15 protein-coding genes are annotated in these 14,062 nt (G+C 75.5%); 7 read left to right on the top strand and 8 right to left on the bottom strand.

The genetic code is table 11. The features are described 5' to 3' along the window. Positions 1-67 precede the first annotated feature (67 nt). From gnd to ACGRHY_RS23585, 4 genes are all read left to right on the top strand, one after another. Positions 68-1,513, top strand: coding sequence for an NADP-dependent phosphogluconate dehydrogenase (gene gnd, locus ACGRHY_RS23600; protein ID WP_394637310.1), 1,446 nt, complete (start codon positions 68-70; stop codon positions 1,511-1,513). A 308-nt stretch (positions 1,514-1,821) separates the two neighbouring features. Further along, positions 1,822-2,025 carry a cold-shock protein gene (locus ACGRHY_RS23595; RefSeq protein WP_093656524.1) on the top strand — a complete coding sequence of 68 codons (204 nt, stop codon included), beginning with the start codon at positions 1,822-1,824 and terminating at the stop codon, positions 2,023-2,025. A 285-nt stretch (positions 2,026-2,310) separates the two neighbouring features. Then, the gene (locus ACGRHY_RS23590; RefSeq protein ID WP_394637309.1) at positions 2,311-3,849 is read left to right on the top strand and encodes a DEAD/DEAH box helicase; all 1,539 of its coding nucleotides are present in this window, start codon (positions 2,311-2,313) and stop codon (positions 3,847-3,849) included. 67 nt (positions 3,850-3,916) lie between these two features. Further along, positions 3,917-4,114: a DUF2795 domain-containing protein gene (locus ACGRHY_RS23585; protein ID WP_394637308.1), complete on the top strand. Its 198-nt coding sequence runs from the start codon at positions 3,917-3,919 to the stop codon at positions 4,112-4,114. A gap of 95 nt (positions 4,115-4,209) precedes the next feature. Here ACGRHY_RS23585 and ACGRHY_RS23580 read toward each other — a convergent pair whose 3' ends face one another. The 3 genes from ACGRHY_RS23580 to ACGRHY_RS23570 all read right to left on the bottom strand — a co-directional run bounded on the left by ACGRHY_RS23580 (position 4,210) and on the right by ACGRHY_RS23570 (position 5,963). Continuing rightward, complete coding sequence (locus ACGRHY_RS23580) at positions 4,210-4,416, bottom strand: hypothetical protein (protein WP_394637307.1); 207 nt, start codon at positions 4,414-4,416, stop codon at positions 4,210-4,212. Between the two features lie 155 nt (positions 4,417-4,571). After that, positions 4,572-5,486 (bottom strand): phosphorothioated DNA-binding restriction endonuclease, encoded by a 915-nt coding sequence (locus ACGRHY_RS23575; RefSeq protein WP_394638174.1) that lies wholly within the window; start codon positions 5,484-5,486, stop codon positions 4,572-4,574. Between the two features lie 81 nt (positions 5,487-5,567). After that, on the bottom strand, positions 5,568-5,963 hold the full coding sequence (locus ACGRHY_RS23570) for a DUF1330 domain-containing protein (protein ID WP_394637306.1): 396 nt from the start codon (positions 5,961-5,963) through the stop codon (positions 5,568-5,570). 249 nt (positions 5,964-6,212) lie between these two features. On the opposite strand from ACGRHY_RS23570, the gene ACGRHY_RS23565 reads away from it, so the two are divergent. The 3 genes from ACGRHY_RS23565 (at position 6,213) to ACGRHY_RS23555 (ending at position 8,509) form a co-directional block, all read left to right on the top strand. After that, positions 6,213-6,500: a hypothetical protein gene (locus tag ACGRHY_RS23565; protein ID WP_394637305.1), complete on the top strand. Its 288-nt coding sequence runs from the start codon at positions 6,213-6,215 to the stop codon at positions 6,498-6,500. After that, the gene (locus ACGRHY_RS23560) at positions 6,500-7,237 is read left to right on the top strand and encodes a peptidoglycan recognition protein family protein (protein WP_394637304.1); all 738 of its coding nucleotides are present in this window, start codon (positions 6,500-6,502) and stop codon (positions 7,235-7,237) included. Before ACGRHY_RS23565 ends, ACGRHY_RS23560 begins: the two co-directional genes overlap by 1 nt. Positions 7,238-7,504: 267 nt before the next feature. Beyond that, positions 7,505-8,509 (top strand): 2-hydroxyacid dehydrogenase, encoded by a 1,005-nt coding sequence (locus ACGRHY_RS23555; protein ID WP_394638173.1) that lies wholly within the window; start codon positions 7,505-7,507, stop codon positions 8,507-8,509. 75 nt (positions 8,510-8,584) lie between these two features. Here the strand turns inward: ACGRHY_RS23555 and ACGRHY_RS23550 are convergent, their stop codons facing one another. The 5 genes from ACGRHY_RS23550 to ACGRHY_RS23530 form a co-directional block, all read right to left on the bottom strand. Beyond that, a complete protein-coding gene (locus ACGRHY_RS23550; RefSeq protein ID WP_394637303.1) occupies positions 8,585-11,269 on the bottom strand; it encodes a cation-translocating P-type ATPase in 2,685 nt (894 codons plus the stop codon). A 67-nt stretch (positions 11,270-11,336) separates the two neighbouring features. Next, complete coding sequence (locus ACGRHY_RS23545) at positions 11,337-11,717, bottom strand: hypothetical protein (RefSeq protein ID WP_394637302.1); 381 nt, start codon at positions 11,715-11,717, stop codon at positions 11,337-11,339. Then, on the bottom strand, positions 11,714-12,373 hold the full coding sequence (locus ACGRHY_RS23540; protein WP_394637301.1) for a DUF4389 domain-containing protein: 660 nt from the start codon (positions 12,371-12,373) through the stop codon (positions 11,714-11,716). Before ACGRHY_RS23540 ends, ACGRHY_RS23545 begins: the two co-directional genes overlap by 4 nt. A gap of 47 nt (positions 12,374-12,420) precedes the next feature. Next, positions 12,421-12,942: a flavodoxin domain-containing protein gene (locus ACGRHY_RS23535; RefSeq protein ID WP_394637300.1), complete on the bottom strand. Its 522-nt coding sequence runs from the start codon at positions 12,940-12,942 to the stop codon at positions 12,421-12,423. Then, on the bottom strand, positions 12,939-13,889 hold the full coding sequence (locus ACGRHY_RS23530; RefSeq protein WP_394637299.1) for a universal stress protein: 951 nt from the start codon (positions 13,887-13,889) through the stop codon (positions 12,939-12,941). Before ACGRHY_RS23530 ends, ACGRHY_RS23535 begins: the two co-directional genes overlap by 4 nt. Positions 13,890-14,062: the final 173 nt, after the last annotated feature.

Genomic DNA, 14,062 nt, shown 5'->3' with positions numbered 1-14,062 from the left:
GTACACCGCTCCTTCCCGGCCCCGCTCGGCCTCGTACCGCGTTCCCCGTGTCCCCAGGAGCCACACCATGAGCCACACCGCGCAGATCGGCGTCACCGGACTCGCCGTCATGGGCCGCAACCTGGCCCGCAACCTCGCCCGCCACGGCTACACCGTCGCCGTGCACAACCGCACGGGCGCCCGGACGAAGGCGCTGGTGGAGGAGTTCGGCGGGGAGGGCGACTTCGTGCCCGCCGGGACCCCGCAGGAGTTCGCCGCCGCGCTGGAGCGGCCGCGCCGCCTGATCGTGATGGTCAAGGCGGGCGGGGCGACCGACGCCGTCATCGGGGAGTTCGCGCCGCTGCTGGAGCCGGGCGACATCGTCGTCGACGGCGGCAACGCCCACTTCGCCGACACCCGCCGCCGCGAGCGGGCACTGCGCGAGCACGGCGTCCACTTCGTCGGCGCGGGCGTCTCCGGCGGCGAGGAGGGCGCCCTGCACGGGCCGAGCATCATGCCCGGCGGCTCGAACGAGGCGTACGCCGCGCTCGGCCCGCTGCTGGAGGACATCGCGGCGAAGGCCCCCGACGGCGCGCCCTGCACCGCGCACATCGGGCCCGACGGTGCCGGGCACTTCGTGAAGATGGTGCACAACGGGATCGAGTACGCCGACATGCAGCTCATCGCCGAGGCGTACGACCTGCTGCGCACCGTCGCCGGGTATGCCCCGGCCCGGGCCGCCGAGGTCTTCCGCGCCTGGAACACCGGGCGCCTGGACTCCTACCTCGTCGGGATCACCGCCGAGGTGCTGGCCCACACCGACGCGGCCACCGGGCGTCCCTTCGTCGACGTCGTCGCCGACGCCGCCGAGCAGAAGGGCACCGGCCGCTGGACGGTGCAGACCGCGCTGGACCTGGGCGTGCCGGTCTCCGGCATCGCCGAGGCGGTCTTCGCCCGCTCCCTGTCCGGGCACACCGGCCTGCGCGAGGCCGCCGCCGGCCTGCCGGGCCCCCACCGGTCCCCACTCGGCGAGCGGGACGCCGCGCACTTCGCCGACCAGGTCGAGCAGGCCCTGTACGCCTCGAAGATCACCTCCTACGCCCAGGGCTGGAACATGATGCGGGCGGCGAGCGAGGAGTACGGCTGGAACATCGACCTGGGGGCCGTGGCCGCCGTCTGGCGCGGCGGCTGCATCATCCGGGCCGTCTTCCTGGACCGGGTGCGCGCCGCGTACGCCGCGGACCCGGCGCTGCCCACGCTGCTGGCCGACGAGGAGTTCGCCGGGGAGACCGGCGCCGCGCAGGAGGCATGGCGGGCGGTGGTGGCCACCGCCGTCCGGTACGGCGTCCCCGTGCCGGGCCTCTCGGCGGCGCTGGCCTCGTACGACGCCCTGCGCGCCGGGCGGCTGCCCGCCGCCCTCACCCAGGCGCAGCGCGACTACTTCGGCGCCCACACCTACCGGCGCGCCGACCGGCCCGGCTCCTACCACACCCTGTGGGGCCGGGACCGCTCCGAGATCCGCACCGACGGCTGACCCCGGCGGCCCCGTTTCCCCCTCTCCCCGTCCCCCGGAGCGCCGGGCGGGGCCGCCGCCCGGGCCGGAGCGGTCTGCGTGCCGGGCGCTCCGGCGGCGGCTTTGCCGACCACCCGCCGGGAGCGAATGTGTGTTAAGTTTGACCACGTTGCAGTTTTGGTACCCATGAACTTTGTGCGCGCCTGACGGTTTGTGACCTTCAGGCGCCTTTGTTTTTCCGGCTCTTCCGGCGGGGTCTCATTGCGGCGACACGGAGATCCGCGCAGTGCGGATCTCCTGCACTGCCCCTATCTGGAGGAGAGAAAAGTATGGCTACTGGCACCGTGAAGTGGTTCAACGCGGAAAAGGGTTTCGGTTTCATCCAGCAGGACGGCGGCGGCGCCGACGTCTTCGCGCACTACTCGAACATCGCCACCCAGGGGTTCCGCGAGCTCCACGAGGGCCAGAAGGTCACCTTCGACGTCACCCAGGGCCAGAAGGGCCCGCAGGCGGAGAACATCCTTCCCGCCTGATCCCGTCGCGTTCGGCGAACGCGACGCGCAGCACCACGAAAAGCCGGGGCCCGCGCCACAGGGTGCGGGCCCCGGCTCGTGCCGCGTTCCGGTCCGCGGCCGTGCCGCCGGCCGGCCGGCCGCGCACCCCTCCAGCCGTACGCTCCCGGCCGGCCCGCCCGGCCGGTTTTCTCCGCGCAGCAGCGCGATCCGCTCTTTCACCGGCTCGTTCCCGCGACTCTCCGCCCGCTCACGCGCCGCGGAGCCTCCCCGGCACGCGCCGCTCCGAGGAAGGTCCCACCCCGCGTGAACCAGAGTTCCGGAACCCGTTCCGCCCGTCCCGCCCGCCGCCGTCCCCCCCGTTCCCAGGCCCCCGTGCGGCTCCCCGCCCAGAAGACGGCCTCCGGCCGCAGGGGCGCCCCGCGCCGGGACGAGCCCATGGCGCCGGCCGGCACCCCCGGGCTGCCTCCGGCCGCCTCGTTCGCCGAGCTGGACATGCCCGCCCCGCTACTGGAGGCCCTGGGGCGCGAGGGCGTCACCGCGCCGTTCCCGATCCAGGCGGCCACCCTGCCCGACTCGCTGGGCGGCCGCGACGTCCTGGGCCGTGGGCAGACCGGCTCGGGCAAGACCCTCGCCTTCGGACTGGCCCTGCTCGCCCGCACCGCCGGGCACCGCGCCGAGCCGCGCCGCCCGCTGGCCCTGGTGCTCGTGCCCACCCGGGAACTGGCCCAGCAGGTCACCGACGCCCTCACCCCGTACGCGAAGGCCGTACGGCTGCGGACGGCCACGGTCGTGGGCGGCCTGTCCATCGGCCGCCAGGCCGCCGCGCTCAGGAACGGCGCCGAGGTGGTCGTCGCCACACCCGGGCGGCTGAGGGACCTGGTCGAGCGCGGCGACTGCCGGCTGGAGGAGGTGCGGACCACCGTGCTGGACGAGGCCGACCAGATGGCCGACATGGGCTTCCTCCCGCAGGTCACCGCTCTGCTGGACCAGGTGCGCCCCGACGGCCAGCGGATGCTGTTCTCCGCCACCCTGGACCGCGACGTGGACCGGCTGGTGCGGCGCTTCCTGTCCGACCCGGTGGTCCACTCCGTGGACCCCCCGGCCGGCGCCGTCACCACGATGGAGCACCACATCCTGCGGGTGAGCACCGACGACAAGAACGCGGTCGCCACGCGCATCGCCGCCCGCGACGGGCGCGTGATCATGTTCGTGCACACCAAGCGCGCCGTGGACCGGCTGGTCAGGAGACTGCTGGCCAGCGGGGTGCGGGCCGGCGCGCTGCACGGGGGCAAGTCGCAGAACCAGCGCAACCGCACGCTGGAGCAGTTCAAGGACGGGCAGGCCACGGTCCTGGTGGCCACCAACGTCGCCGCCCGCGGCATCCACGTCGACAACCTCGATCTGGTCGTCAACGTCGATCCGCCCGCCGACCACAAGGACTACCTGCACCGCGGCGGCCGTACCGCCCGGGCCGGCGAGTCCGGCAGTGTCGTGACCCTGGTCACTCCCGAGCAGCGCCGCGAGGTCGACCGGATGGTGGCCGCCGCCGGTGTGTCGCCCCGGGTCACCCCGGTGCGGTCCACCGGCGAGGAACTCGTCCGGATCACCGGGGCGAAGGAGCCCTCCGGCGTTCCCGTGGTCATCGCCGCGCCGCCCGCCGAGCGGCCCCAGCGGCCCCGCGGCGGCGCGTCCGGCCGGAGCAGCTCCTCCAGCCGGAGCGGCTCCTCCGGCCGGGGTGGTTCCTCCGGACGCGGCGGCGCGTCCGGCGTCTCCCGCGGGCGCCGGGGGCGCCCGGCGCGGGGTCGGCGTGCGCCGGGCGCGGCGAGCAGCGCCTCCTCCTGACCCGCTCCCGGCCGCCGGGGCACCAGGCCGGCCGTACGGGCTGTGCAGCCCCGTGAGGAGGAATCCGATGGCGAAGATCAGCGACCCGATCGAGCTGCGGAAGGTCCCGGTCGGCGTGGACCACCCCGCCGGCCGCGAGTCCCTGGTGAGGAACGCCAAGGACAAGGGCGCGAAGAAGGATGTCGTCGAGGAGCTCTCGCCGCTGGGGAGGGACCGCTTCGACGGACCGGACGATGTGGGCAGGGCGGTCTCCGGCAAGGGCTGAGCCCCGACCGACGGCAACCTCCGGGGCGCGGCCGCCGAGCGGTCGCGCCCCGGAGGTGTGCGCGGGGCCGCTCGCGGGGCCCGGCGGCGGTGCGGCTAACTCCGCCCGCCCTCGCCCTTCTCGCCGGTGAGGTCCTCGCGGTCCACGCCGGCCTCGTTCATGGCGTCCTCCAGCTGCCGTCCGACGTTCCCGCGGTCCTTGTTGGCCTCCTCGGCCCGGCGGGCGGAATCCTGGCCCTGCTCGTCGAAGACGACCTGGTCGGTCTTCTCGGTCTTCGGCCGGTTCTCCTCGGGGGTGGTCATGACGGCCTCCTCGGCTCGATGGCGTACGCGGTCGTCCGCGACCGCCGGTGATCTCCTGTGCAGGAGGACGCCGTACCCGCTCAGGGGCACCGCATGCGCGTCCGCGACCCCGCCCGCCACCTCCGCGCGCTTCCGGCAGCCGGTGGCCGCGGCGTTCAGGCGGTGGCCGCTCGGCCGGCGTGCTTGAAGACCTGACGGTCGTGCCACTCGACGAAGACGGGGTCGACCGTCGGCCGTCCGGGGCGGGGCCCGGCCAGCGGGGCGCCGTCGAGCGCCTCGACGGCCCGGCCCGCCGGGCCGCGGGCGGTGTAGCGGGGGGAGACGCGGATGCGCAGGTCCGGGGTGAGGCCGAGCGCCCCCAGATCGAACAGCGCGTGGTGCAGGGAGCACAGCGCCAGACCGTTGGACGGCTCGTCCGGGCCGTCCTGGCTGTGCCAGCGCACATGGGCGGCCTCCAGCCCGACCGGGTGGCGGCCCAGCACCCCGTCGTAGCCGCACATCGCGCAGGCGCGGGCGTACGCGTGCAGCACCTGCCGGGCGAACTCCGGCCTGCGCGGGCGGCGCCTCCGCGCCCCGAGGGTGAGCGCGGCCTCCTCCACGGCCGTCAGGTCCAGTCCGGCGTCGGCGCGGATCGCGGGTTCGAGGACGGGGGTGAAATGGAGGTCCAGCAGGAGGCGGGCGGCGGAGGCCAGGGTGCCGGGGTCGGCCAGAAGGCGCTCGACGGGCGCGTGCAGCCGCCCGGTCGCGCCCCGGGCGCGCAACCAGGAGCCCCGCTCGGGGGCGGAAGGGGGTATGGGGCGGCCGTCGGCGTCCCGCGGATCCCACAGGGTGCGCTCCAGGTGCACGAAAGGCATGGCGGCGCGGTCGGAGGACCGCGCGGGAGGGCCGTAGTCGTCGATCATGCGGCCGACCGGCTCCTCGGCCTCGCCATAGGCCACCGCCGTGCTGCCGGTGGCCGCGAAGCGGCCCAGCAGCCACAGCAGCAGGAGCGGTTTGTGCGGTGCGCGCCGTCCTGCGACGGTCGCCCGTCTCAGTCCCGCCAGCGCGGACAGCAGTTCGTCCCCCGTCACCACGTCCCTCGTCACGGCGGCCACGGTGCCATGTCCCGGCCGGGCCGCGCCGGGGAACGCGCGGACGGGCCCGGCCGCTCGTCAGTCCCCGTCGGAGGAGGAGCCGCCGCGTGAGGTCCACGGGACGGTCGGCTGGAGCACGGCCTCGGTCAGCGCGCGGGTGCGCAGTGCGGTGACCTGCTGGTACTCGGGGTCGGCGACCATGCGGCAGAACGCCTCCCGGCTGGGGTAGCGGACGAGCAGCACCGCGTCCCACTCCTGCCCGTCCTCGGCGACCAGGGCCGTGGCGCCGTCGCCGGCGTAGAGCACCTCGGCGCCGTGGCGCTCCAGGAAGCGGTCCGCCAGGTGCCGCGCGTACTCCTCGTACGAGGCCCGGCCGTCCGGGGCGAAGCGCAGCAGGTTGAGCATGACGACCGGGCCGCCCGGGTCCTCGGCCAGCATCCGCTTGAGGTCGGCTCCCGTGGGGTCGATGGCCATGGGGGTCCTCCTTCCCGCCGTATCGGCGCGTCGGTGTGCCGGTGCACTGCCGGCGGGGTCGGCAGGAGCTTAGACGCCCCGCCGCCTATTGCATACCGTCTGGTCGGTCAGCGTCGGGGGCGGCAGTGTTCACCGGTACGGCCGAGCCTGTACCGGGCGCCGGGGGGTAGGCCCCTGTGCGCACTCCGGCGGACGGCTTCCCGTCCCCGTCCCCCAGCCCTCCCCACCCCTCGGCGGCAGGAGAACCCCTTGTCCTCCACACTGTCCCCCAGACCGTCTCCCGGACCGTCCCCCCGCCCGACCCGGCGTGGCTTCCTGGGCCTGACCGGCACCGCCGCGGCGGCCGCGGCCGGCGCCGCCGCGCTTCCGCCCCTGGGCGTCCTCGGCACCGGCGCCGCGGCCGGCGAGTACCGGCTCCCGGCGGTCACCCACCCCTACCACCCGGCCGCCCTCTACCCCGACGAAGCCGACGACGACGCCCCCGGCGAGCCCCTCAACGCCGGTGTGGAGTGCTGCCGGGAGGGGGTGGACGCCTGATGGCCGTCTTCGTCCCCCGCTCGGAATGGGGCGCCCGCGCCCCCACCAACCGGCCCTCCGGCATCGCACCGGGGAACGGCGGCACCACCGTCCACCACGTCGGCGGCACCCGTGTCGCCCGCCTCGACCACGGCGAGTGCGCCGGCCAGGTGCGCGGCATCCAGAACCACCACATGGACGGCAACGGCTGGGCCGACATCGCCTACACCTATCTGGTGTGCGTCCACGGCCGCGTCTTCGAGGGCCGGGGGCCGTGGGTGCGGACCGCCGCCAACGGCACCGACCCCGGCAACCGGGACTGGTACGCGGTGTGCGCGCTCACCGGCGGCTCCTCCTCCGACTACGACCCCGTCACCGAGGAGCTCCTGGACGCCTTCCGCTGGTCGATCGCCAATCTGCGCGACATCGGCGGCGCGGGCCACGGGATCAACCGGCACGGCGACCACCTGCCGACGTCCTGCCCGGGCATGCTCTCCTCCCATGTGCGGGACGGCTCGCTGGAGCCCGCCTCCGGTCCCCCCGCCTGGCCCGGCGTCTACCTCAGCCATCCGCCGGCCACCGAGCACCCCGCCGTGGGGCTGTGGCAGCGGCGGATGCGCGAGCGCGGCTGGTCCCCCGGCACGGGCGGGCGGTACGACGCGCGGTCCAAGGAGGTGTGCGAGCGCTTCCAGACACGGCACGGCCTGGCGGTCGACGGCGTCGTCGGCCCCAGGACCTGGGAGGCCTGCTTCGCCTGACGCTCCGCCGACCGCGGGCCTTCCCCCGGACGCCGGCGCACCCGGGGCCCTCGGCAGGCCCGGGTGGCCCGTTCGGCCCTGGGCCGGAGGCAGGCGTCCGCGGAAGGCTTGCGGGCAACGTGTTCCACGGGGGCGCGGAACCCCGCGCCCCCGCCGGCCCCGCACGGCCGGCCGGGCACGTACACGCGCGCCGGGAAGAGGCGCAGAACGAGGGAGGAAACGGTGGAGCAGACGGCGGAGGGCACGGCCGGGAGGGCGAAGGAGGCGGTGGACATCGTCGCCTACGGGGTCGTCGCCGACGAACGGCCCCTGCTGGAGAAGGCGTTCGACGGGCGGCACCGCCTGCGCTGCCTGGACCTGGTCCTGGACCGGGACACCGCCGCGACGGCCGCCGGGTGCGCGGTGGTGTGCAGCAGCGTCAACGACGTGCTGGACGAGGGGGTGCTGACCGTTCTGGCGGAAGGCGGCACCAGGCTGGTCACCCAGCGCGCCACCGGCTACAACAACATCGATCTGGACGCCGCCCGGAAGCTGGGCCTGTCGGTGGCGCGCGTGTCGCACTACTCCCCCCACTCGGTGGCCGAGTTCGCCTGGGCCCTGGCCCTGGCGGTCAACCGCCGGGTGCCCCGCGCGGTGGTCCGCACCCGCGACTTCGACTTCCGGCTCAACGGCCTGATGGGACGCGACTTCCACGGGCGCACCGCCGGGATCCTGGGTACCGGGAAGATCGGTGCGGCCTTCGCCCGCATCGCCGCGGGCTTCGGCATGCGACTGCTCGGCTCCGACATCGCGGAGAACCCCGAGTGCCTGGCCCTGGGCATGGAGTACGTCGACCGCGACCGGCTGTTCACCGAGTCCGACCTGATCAGCCTTCACCTGCCGCTGCTGCCCGACACCTATCACGTGGTCGACGGCGACGCCCTGCGCAGGATGAAGGACGACGCGATCCTGATCAACACCAGCCGGGGCGGTCTGATGGACGCCCACGCCCTGGTGGAGACCCTGCGCGAGGGCCGCCTGGACGGGGTGGGGCTGGACGTGTACGAGGAGGAGGCCGGTGTCTTCTTCTTCGACCGCTCGCTGGACGTGATGACCGACGACACCCTCGCCCGGCTGATGACCTTCCGCAACGTCCTGGTCAGCTCCCACCAGGCGTACTTCACCCACGACGCGGTGGGTCAGATCGTCCAGGCCACCGCCCTCAACATCGAGGACCATCTGGCCGGGCGCACGGGCGAGAACGTCCTCGTCCCCCCGCCCGCCCCGCGCTGACCGGGCTCCGGCCGGCCCGGCCCGCGTACGGCCGTCGTGCCCCGGCGGGCGCGACGGCCGTACGCGTGTGAGGCCTCAGGCCTGAGGCGGGCCGCCGAAGGGGCCCGCCGCGTCTCCCGCGGCGCCGCGCGTGAAGCGGCTCTCGAACCGGGCCGCGGCGAACCCGGCCGCGCCGACGGCCGCGACGGCCGCCAGGGCGGACGGGCCCAGTGGCCCGGTGCGGAGCACCTCCTCCAGGAAGGGCACCGTGACGGTGGCCGCGCCCAGCACCACCGCGGCCAGCACCGCCGCCGGCAGGAAGGGGTTCTCCCGCGTCAGCAGCCGCTCCCGCAGCCCCAGCACGATGCCGAGCTGGGCCGCCAGCAGGGCCAGGAACAGCGTGGTCTGCCACGGCTGTCCGGCGTCGCGCGCCCACAGCGCCGCCGCCAGGGAAGCGGCCGTCACCAGCGCGGCCAGCCGCAGGATCCGCAGCCACAGCCCGTCTCCGAGCACATGCCGGCCGGGAGGCCGCGGCGGGCGGTGCATGGCGTTCGCGGAGACCGGTTCGGCTCCCATGGCCACGCCCGTCAGACCGTGGGTGAGCAGGTTGATCCACAGGATCTGGCCCGCTCGCAGTGGTACCGTCAGACCGAGGAAGGGGCCGGTCAGCATCACCAGGATCTCCGCCGCTCCCCCGGCCATCCCGTAGAGCAGGAAGCGGCGGATGTTGTCGTAGACCCGCCGGCCCTCCTCCACCGCCGCGACCACCGTGCGCAGCTCGTCGTCGGCGAGCACCAGGTCGGCGGCCTGCCGGGCGACCTCGGTGCCCCGCCGCCCCATCGCCACCCCGATGTCGGCCTGCCGCAGCGCGGGGCCGTCGTTGACGCCGTCGCCGGTCATGGCCGTCACCGCGCCGCGTGCCTGCCAGGCCTGGACGATGTCCACCTTCTGCTGCGGGTCGGTGCGGGCGAACACGCGCACCGTGGACGGGTCGGCGACCTGCCCGGCGGCCAGCGCGCGGCCGGTCACCACCTCGGGTGGCTCGGTGGGCGCGGCCCCGTCGGTTCCGGTCGGTCCCGGGCCCCGGTCGAGGATGCCGAGCCGGGCGGCGACCGCACGGGCGGTGGCCGGGTGGTCCCCGGTGATCACCACCGGGATGATGCCCGCCTCCCGGCAGGCGGCGACGGTGGCTCCGGCCACCTCCTTGGGCGGATCGCTCAGCGCCGCCAGCCCCAGCAGCCGCAGCCCGCTCTCGGCCTCCTCCCAGCGGCCGGGCTCCCCGTCGAGCGGGCCGGACGCCACGGCCAGGACGCGGTACCCCTCCGCCGACAGCGCGGCGGCCTCGCGATGGGCTCGCTCCAGCCGCAGGGGCGTCTCGTCCAGGAGCAAGCCGTTCAGGACCGCCTCGGGGGCGCCCTTGAGGCACACCAGGCGCCCGCCGGAGGGTTCACGGTGGACGGTGGTCATGCGCTTGCGCAGGCTGTCGAAGGGCACCTCGCCGACCCGGGGGTGCTCGCGCAGCACCTCGGCGCGGTCCAGGCCGGCCTTGGCGGCCGCGGCCAGCAGCGCCGCCTCGGTGGGGTCGCCGAGCGCGGTCCAGCGCTCCTCGCCGTCGTGCGGGGGGCGCAGCGCGGCGTCGTTGCACAGCGTGGCGGCCGTCAGCAGGGCCCGTACGGCCTGTGCCGTCGCGGGGGCGGGCGGCCCGTCCTCGCCCGCGCCGCCGGTGCCGGTGCCGCCGTCGGACAGCAGCTCGCCGGCCGGCTCGTATCCGCCGCCGGTGAGGCGGGCGGTGCCACGGGGCGTCCACACCCGCTCCACGACCATCCGCCCCTCGGTGAGGGTGCCGGTCTTGTCGGTGGCCAGCACGGTGACCGAGCCGAGGGTCTCCACCGCGGGCAGCCGCCGCACCAGCGCGTTGCGGGCGGCCATCCGCCGGGCGCCGAGGGCCAGGGCGAGGGTGACGACGGCGGGCAGCGACTCGGGGACGGCGGCCACGGCCAGGCTGATCGCGGTGACGGCCATCGTCTCCAGCGACTGGCCGCGGGCCAGGCCCAGCAGCAGCACCAGCAGGCACAGGGCCACCGTGACCGCGGCGAGCACCCGGCCCAGGCCCGCCAGGCGGCGCTGGAGCGGGGTGGGGCCGCGGCGCGGGTGCAGCAGGGCGGCGATGCGGCCCAGCGCGCTGTCCGCCCCGGTGGCGGTGACGCGGGCCACCGCCCGGCCGCGTACGACGACGGTGCCCGCCCGGAGGGCGCCGGCCTCCGGGCCGCCGGCCCGGACGTCCTTGTCCACGGGCACGGACTCGCCGGTCAGGGCGGACTCGTCCACCGACAGGGTCCAGGAGTGCAGCGGCCGCGCGTCCGCCGGGACGATGTCGCCCTCGCCGAGCAGGAGCACGTCGCCGGGCACCACCTCGGCCGAGGGCACCTCCCGTTCGGCACCGCCGCGCACCACCCGGGCCACGGGGGCGGACATGGCGGTCAGCGCCGCGATCGCGTTGTCGGCGCGCACTTCCTGGGCCACCCCCACCCCCGTGTTGGCGATGATCACCAGGGCGATCACGGCCGTGTCGCCGTGATCCCCGGTCAGCAGTGTCAGCACCACCGCGCCGAGCAGGACCAGGATCAGCGGGTCGCGCAACTGTGCGGCCACCCGCGCCCACAGCGGCGTGCCCGGGGGCTGCCCCACCTCGTTGCGGCCCCGTTCCGCCAGCCGCCGGGCGGCCTCCTCCTCGCCGAGGCCGTCCGGGCGCGCGGCGGGGAGGACGGGCGGGTCCTGCATGGTCTGCTCCGGTTCGTCACGGTGGATGCTCGGCGGCGCGTGCGGGTCCGTCGCGGCCCGGCCCGGATCAGTACAGCGAGGCGGGCCAGGTCAGCGTCACGGCCAGGACGACGCCCGCGTCCAGCGCGATGCCCAGCAGCAGCCACGGGTTGAACCAGACCACCTTCAGCACCAGCCCGCCCGCCGCCGCCACCACGGCCGCCGGGGCCCACCAGTCGGCGTCCGCCAGCAGGGCCACGCCCGCGATGGCGTACAGCAGGGCCGTGACCGCGGCCAGGGCCGTCGCCGCGGCCCTGGAGGTCTCCTCGGTCACGTGGGCGGCGGCCAGCGCCCAGGAGTGGCCGGGGGCGAAGGGGGGCGGGTTCTCCGGGTCCTGCGGCGTCACCCAGACCCTGAAGTGCACCAGGGCGTGCGCGAGGAGGAAGATCACCGCCAGCGCTCCGATCACGGCGTGGGCTCCGGCTCCCTGCCGCCCTGGTCCAGCCGGAAGGGCGGGTAGGCGTCCGTCATCAGCGCCGCGTAGACCGTCACCCGCAGCACCCAGCGGTTGAGCCCGACCAGCAGGTCGAACAGGCCCCGGGGGTAGGTGTCGGTGAAGGCCTTGGCGATGATCGCGAAGAACGCCAGGACGCCGATGAGCCCCGTGTAGGCGAACCACCGCTCCTCGCCCCCGGAACTCCCGGCGAGGAAGGCGACCACGATGTAGTGCGGGATCGCCAGGAGCCACCACTTCACCAGCACCAGGCCGCGCGAGAGCCGCCCGGGGTAGTCGACTTCCAGCCGCGCCGGGTAGTCCGGCTCCGGGCCAAGGCTGAAGGGCGGGTAGCGGTCGGTGGCGAACGCGCTGGTGGAGTAGAAGGCCACCCGCCAGCTCCAGCGCAGCACACCGGTGTTGAAGTCGAACAACGGCCTGGGATAGCGGGCGGTGAACAGGATCGCGAAGAACGCGATCACGGTCACCACGAAGAACGCCAGCCACAGGAAGAACAGCACGACGAAGTGCGGGATCAGCAGGATCCACTTCACCAGCCACAGCCACCTCGACAGCGGTTGGTCCAGCTCCGCCTCCACCGTCACGGGCCGGCGGGCCCCGGTTGCAGCCATGGAGAACACGGTGATCAGCTCCTTCGTTCTCTGGTGCCCGCGGGCGCTCAGGGGCTGCCGGGGGCCGGGTGCAGGGAGCGTGCGACGGTGTCGGCGAAGGCGTCGACCGCCTCCCAGTCGCGGTAGTCGCCGTAGCGCAGGCCCATCGCCCGGAAGACCGCGCGTCCGGCGCCGGGCAGGTGCTCCGGTGCGACGACCCCGGAGAACATGGCGTGGTCGCGGGGTGAGAGGTCGGCCAGGACCTCCTCGGTCACCTTCGGCTCCTCCTTGGCGGCCATGGGCTTCCACGGGCCGCGCAGGGCCGCGGGCATGCCGACGCTGAAGATCCACACCGGCCGGTCGGCCAGCAGTTCCCGGTGGGTGTGGGCGAACCCGGTGGCCTCCGGCAGCCAGGCCATTCCGTGGACGGCGCTGCCCAGTACGTAGGCGTCGTAGCCGCCCGCGTCGCCCACCGCGTCCAGGGACGCGGTCTCGGCCTCGACACCCCGACCGGCCAGCCGGGCGGCGATGCGCTCGGCGATCTCGCGGGTGGAGCCGTGGGCGCTGGCGTATCCCACCAGTACGGTCATGCCGCTTCCTCCTCACTGTGGTTCCCGACCTGCTTTCCGGCGAGCGGGACCGGCACCACCAGCACCGGGCAGCGGGCGTGGTGGAGCAGGGAGTGAGCCACCGGGCCCAGCCGCATCGCCAGCCGGCCGCGCCGCCGGTGGACGGCGACCACCACCACGTCCGCCGCCTCACTGGCCTCGACCAGTGCGTGGGCGGCGCCGCCGTTGACGGCCCTGACCTCCGCGCGCACCTGCGGATAGCGGCCGCGGAAGGGGCCCAGCACCCCTTCGGCCGCGGCCGTCTCGGCGCGCGCGACCCTGGCGATGTCCTCGCGCCGCGGGCTGGTGGGCACCAGCGGCTCCCCGGGTGGGGCGAGGTGCCGGTAGACCCAGGCGTGCAGCGCCACCAGACGCGCCTCCCGGGCGGCGGCCTCGCGGAAGGCCAGGTCGACCGCGTCGGCGTCGGCCTCGCCCTCCACGCCCAGCAGCACGGTGTCGTGGGAGACGCGGTTGCGCTCCGGCGGCAGGTCGCCGCGTACCACCAGCAGCGGCCCGGCGGTGTGCGCGGCGACCCGCAGGCCCACCGACCCCAGCAGCAGGCCGGTGAAACCGCCCAGCCCGCGGGAGCCGACCACGGTCAGACCGGCCCGGTGGCTCAGGCGCACCAGGGCGTCCGGGGCGTCCTCGTCCACGGCCGAGGCCACCACCTCCAGCCGCGGGACCAGGCGCCGGGCGTGCTCGGCGGCCGACTCCGCCAGCGCCCGGGCGTCCTCGCGGGAGGGGGTGTGCGCCGCGGGTTCCGCCCCGGTCCGGGGGAGCGCGGCCCAGGGGCGGCCGTGCACGACCTCCAGCGGCACCCCGCGGCGCCGCGCCTCGGCCGCCGCCTGCTCCAGCGCCAGCTCGGCGTGCCGGGAGCCGTCCACCCCGACGGCCACATGGCCCCGGGGTCCGGCTGAGTTGGCGTCCATGGTCGCTCCTCCCGTTCCGCCGCACGGTGCGGGCGTCTCGCCCGCCTCGTCCAAGCCTTACCGGAAAAGTTCTTTTCCGCCTGGGGTCGGCCGCCCGTCCGGTGGGCCGATCGGCCCCGGGCGCCGTACACCCGCCCGGGCCGCTCCCGCCCGGTGCCCGTACGGGCACCGGG

The sequence above is a fragment of the Streptomyces shinuiensis genome (assembly GCF_043660855.1).
In the GTDB taxonomy this organism is placed as follows: Bacteria; Actinomycetota; Actinomycetes; order Streptomycetales; family Streptomycetaceae; genus Streptomyces.
Note: the sequence above shows the minus strand (reverse complement) of the source record. Positions and strands in the feature narration are given on the sequence as shown.

Coding starts and splice junctions, on each gene's coding strand:
- gnd (WP_394637310.1), top strand. CDS start 68: ATGAGCCACACCGCGCAGATCGGCGTCACCGGACTCGCCGTCATGGGC.
- ACGRHY_RS23595 (WP_093656524.1), top strand. CDS start 1,822: ATGGCTACTGGCACCGTGAAGTGGTTCAACGCGGAAAAGGGTTTCGGT.
- ACGRHY_RS23585 (WP_394637308.1), top strand. CDS start 3,917: ATGGCGAAGATCAGCGACCCGATCGAGCTGCGGAAGGTCCCGGTCGGC.
- ACGRHY_RS23580 (WP_394637307.1), bottom strand. CDS start 4,416: ATGACCACCCCCGAGGAGAACCGGCCGAAGACCGAGAAGACCGACCAG.
- ACGRHY_RS23570 (WP_394637306.1), bottom strand. CDS start 5,963: ATGGCCATCGACCCCACGGGAGCCGACCTCAAGCGGATGCTGGCCGAG.
- ACGRHY_RS23560 (WP_394637304.1), top strand. CDS start 6,500: ATGGCCGTCTTCGTCCCCCGCTCGGAATGGGGCGCCCGCGCCCCCACC.
- ACGRHY_RS23550 (WP_394637303.1), bottom strand. CDS start 11,269: ATGCAGGACCCGCCCGTCCTCCCCGCCGCGCGCCCGGACGGCCTCGGC.
- ACGRHY_RS23540 (WP_394637301.1), bottom strand. CDS start 12,373: ATGGCTGCAACCGGGGCCCGCCGGCCCGTGACGGTGGAGGCGGAGCTG.
- ACGRHY_RS23535 (WP_394637300.1), bottom strand. CDS start 12,942: ATGACCGTACTGGTGGGATACGCCAGCGCCCACGGCTCCACCCGCGAG.
- ACGRHY_RS23530 (WP_394637299.1), bottom strand. CDS start 13,889: ATGGACGCCAACTCAGCCGGACCCCGGGGCCATGTGGCCGTCGGGGTG.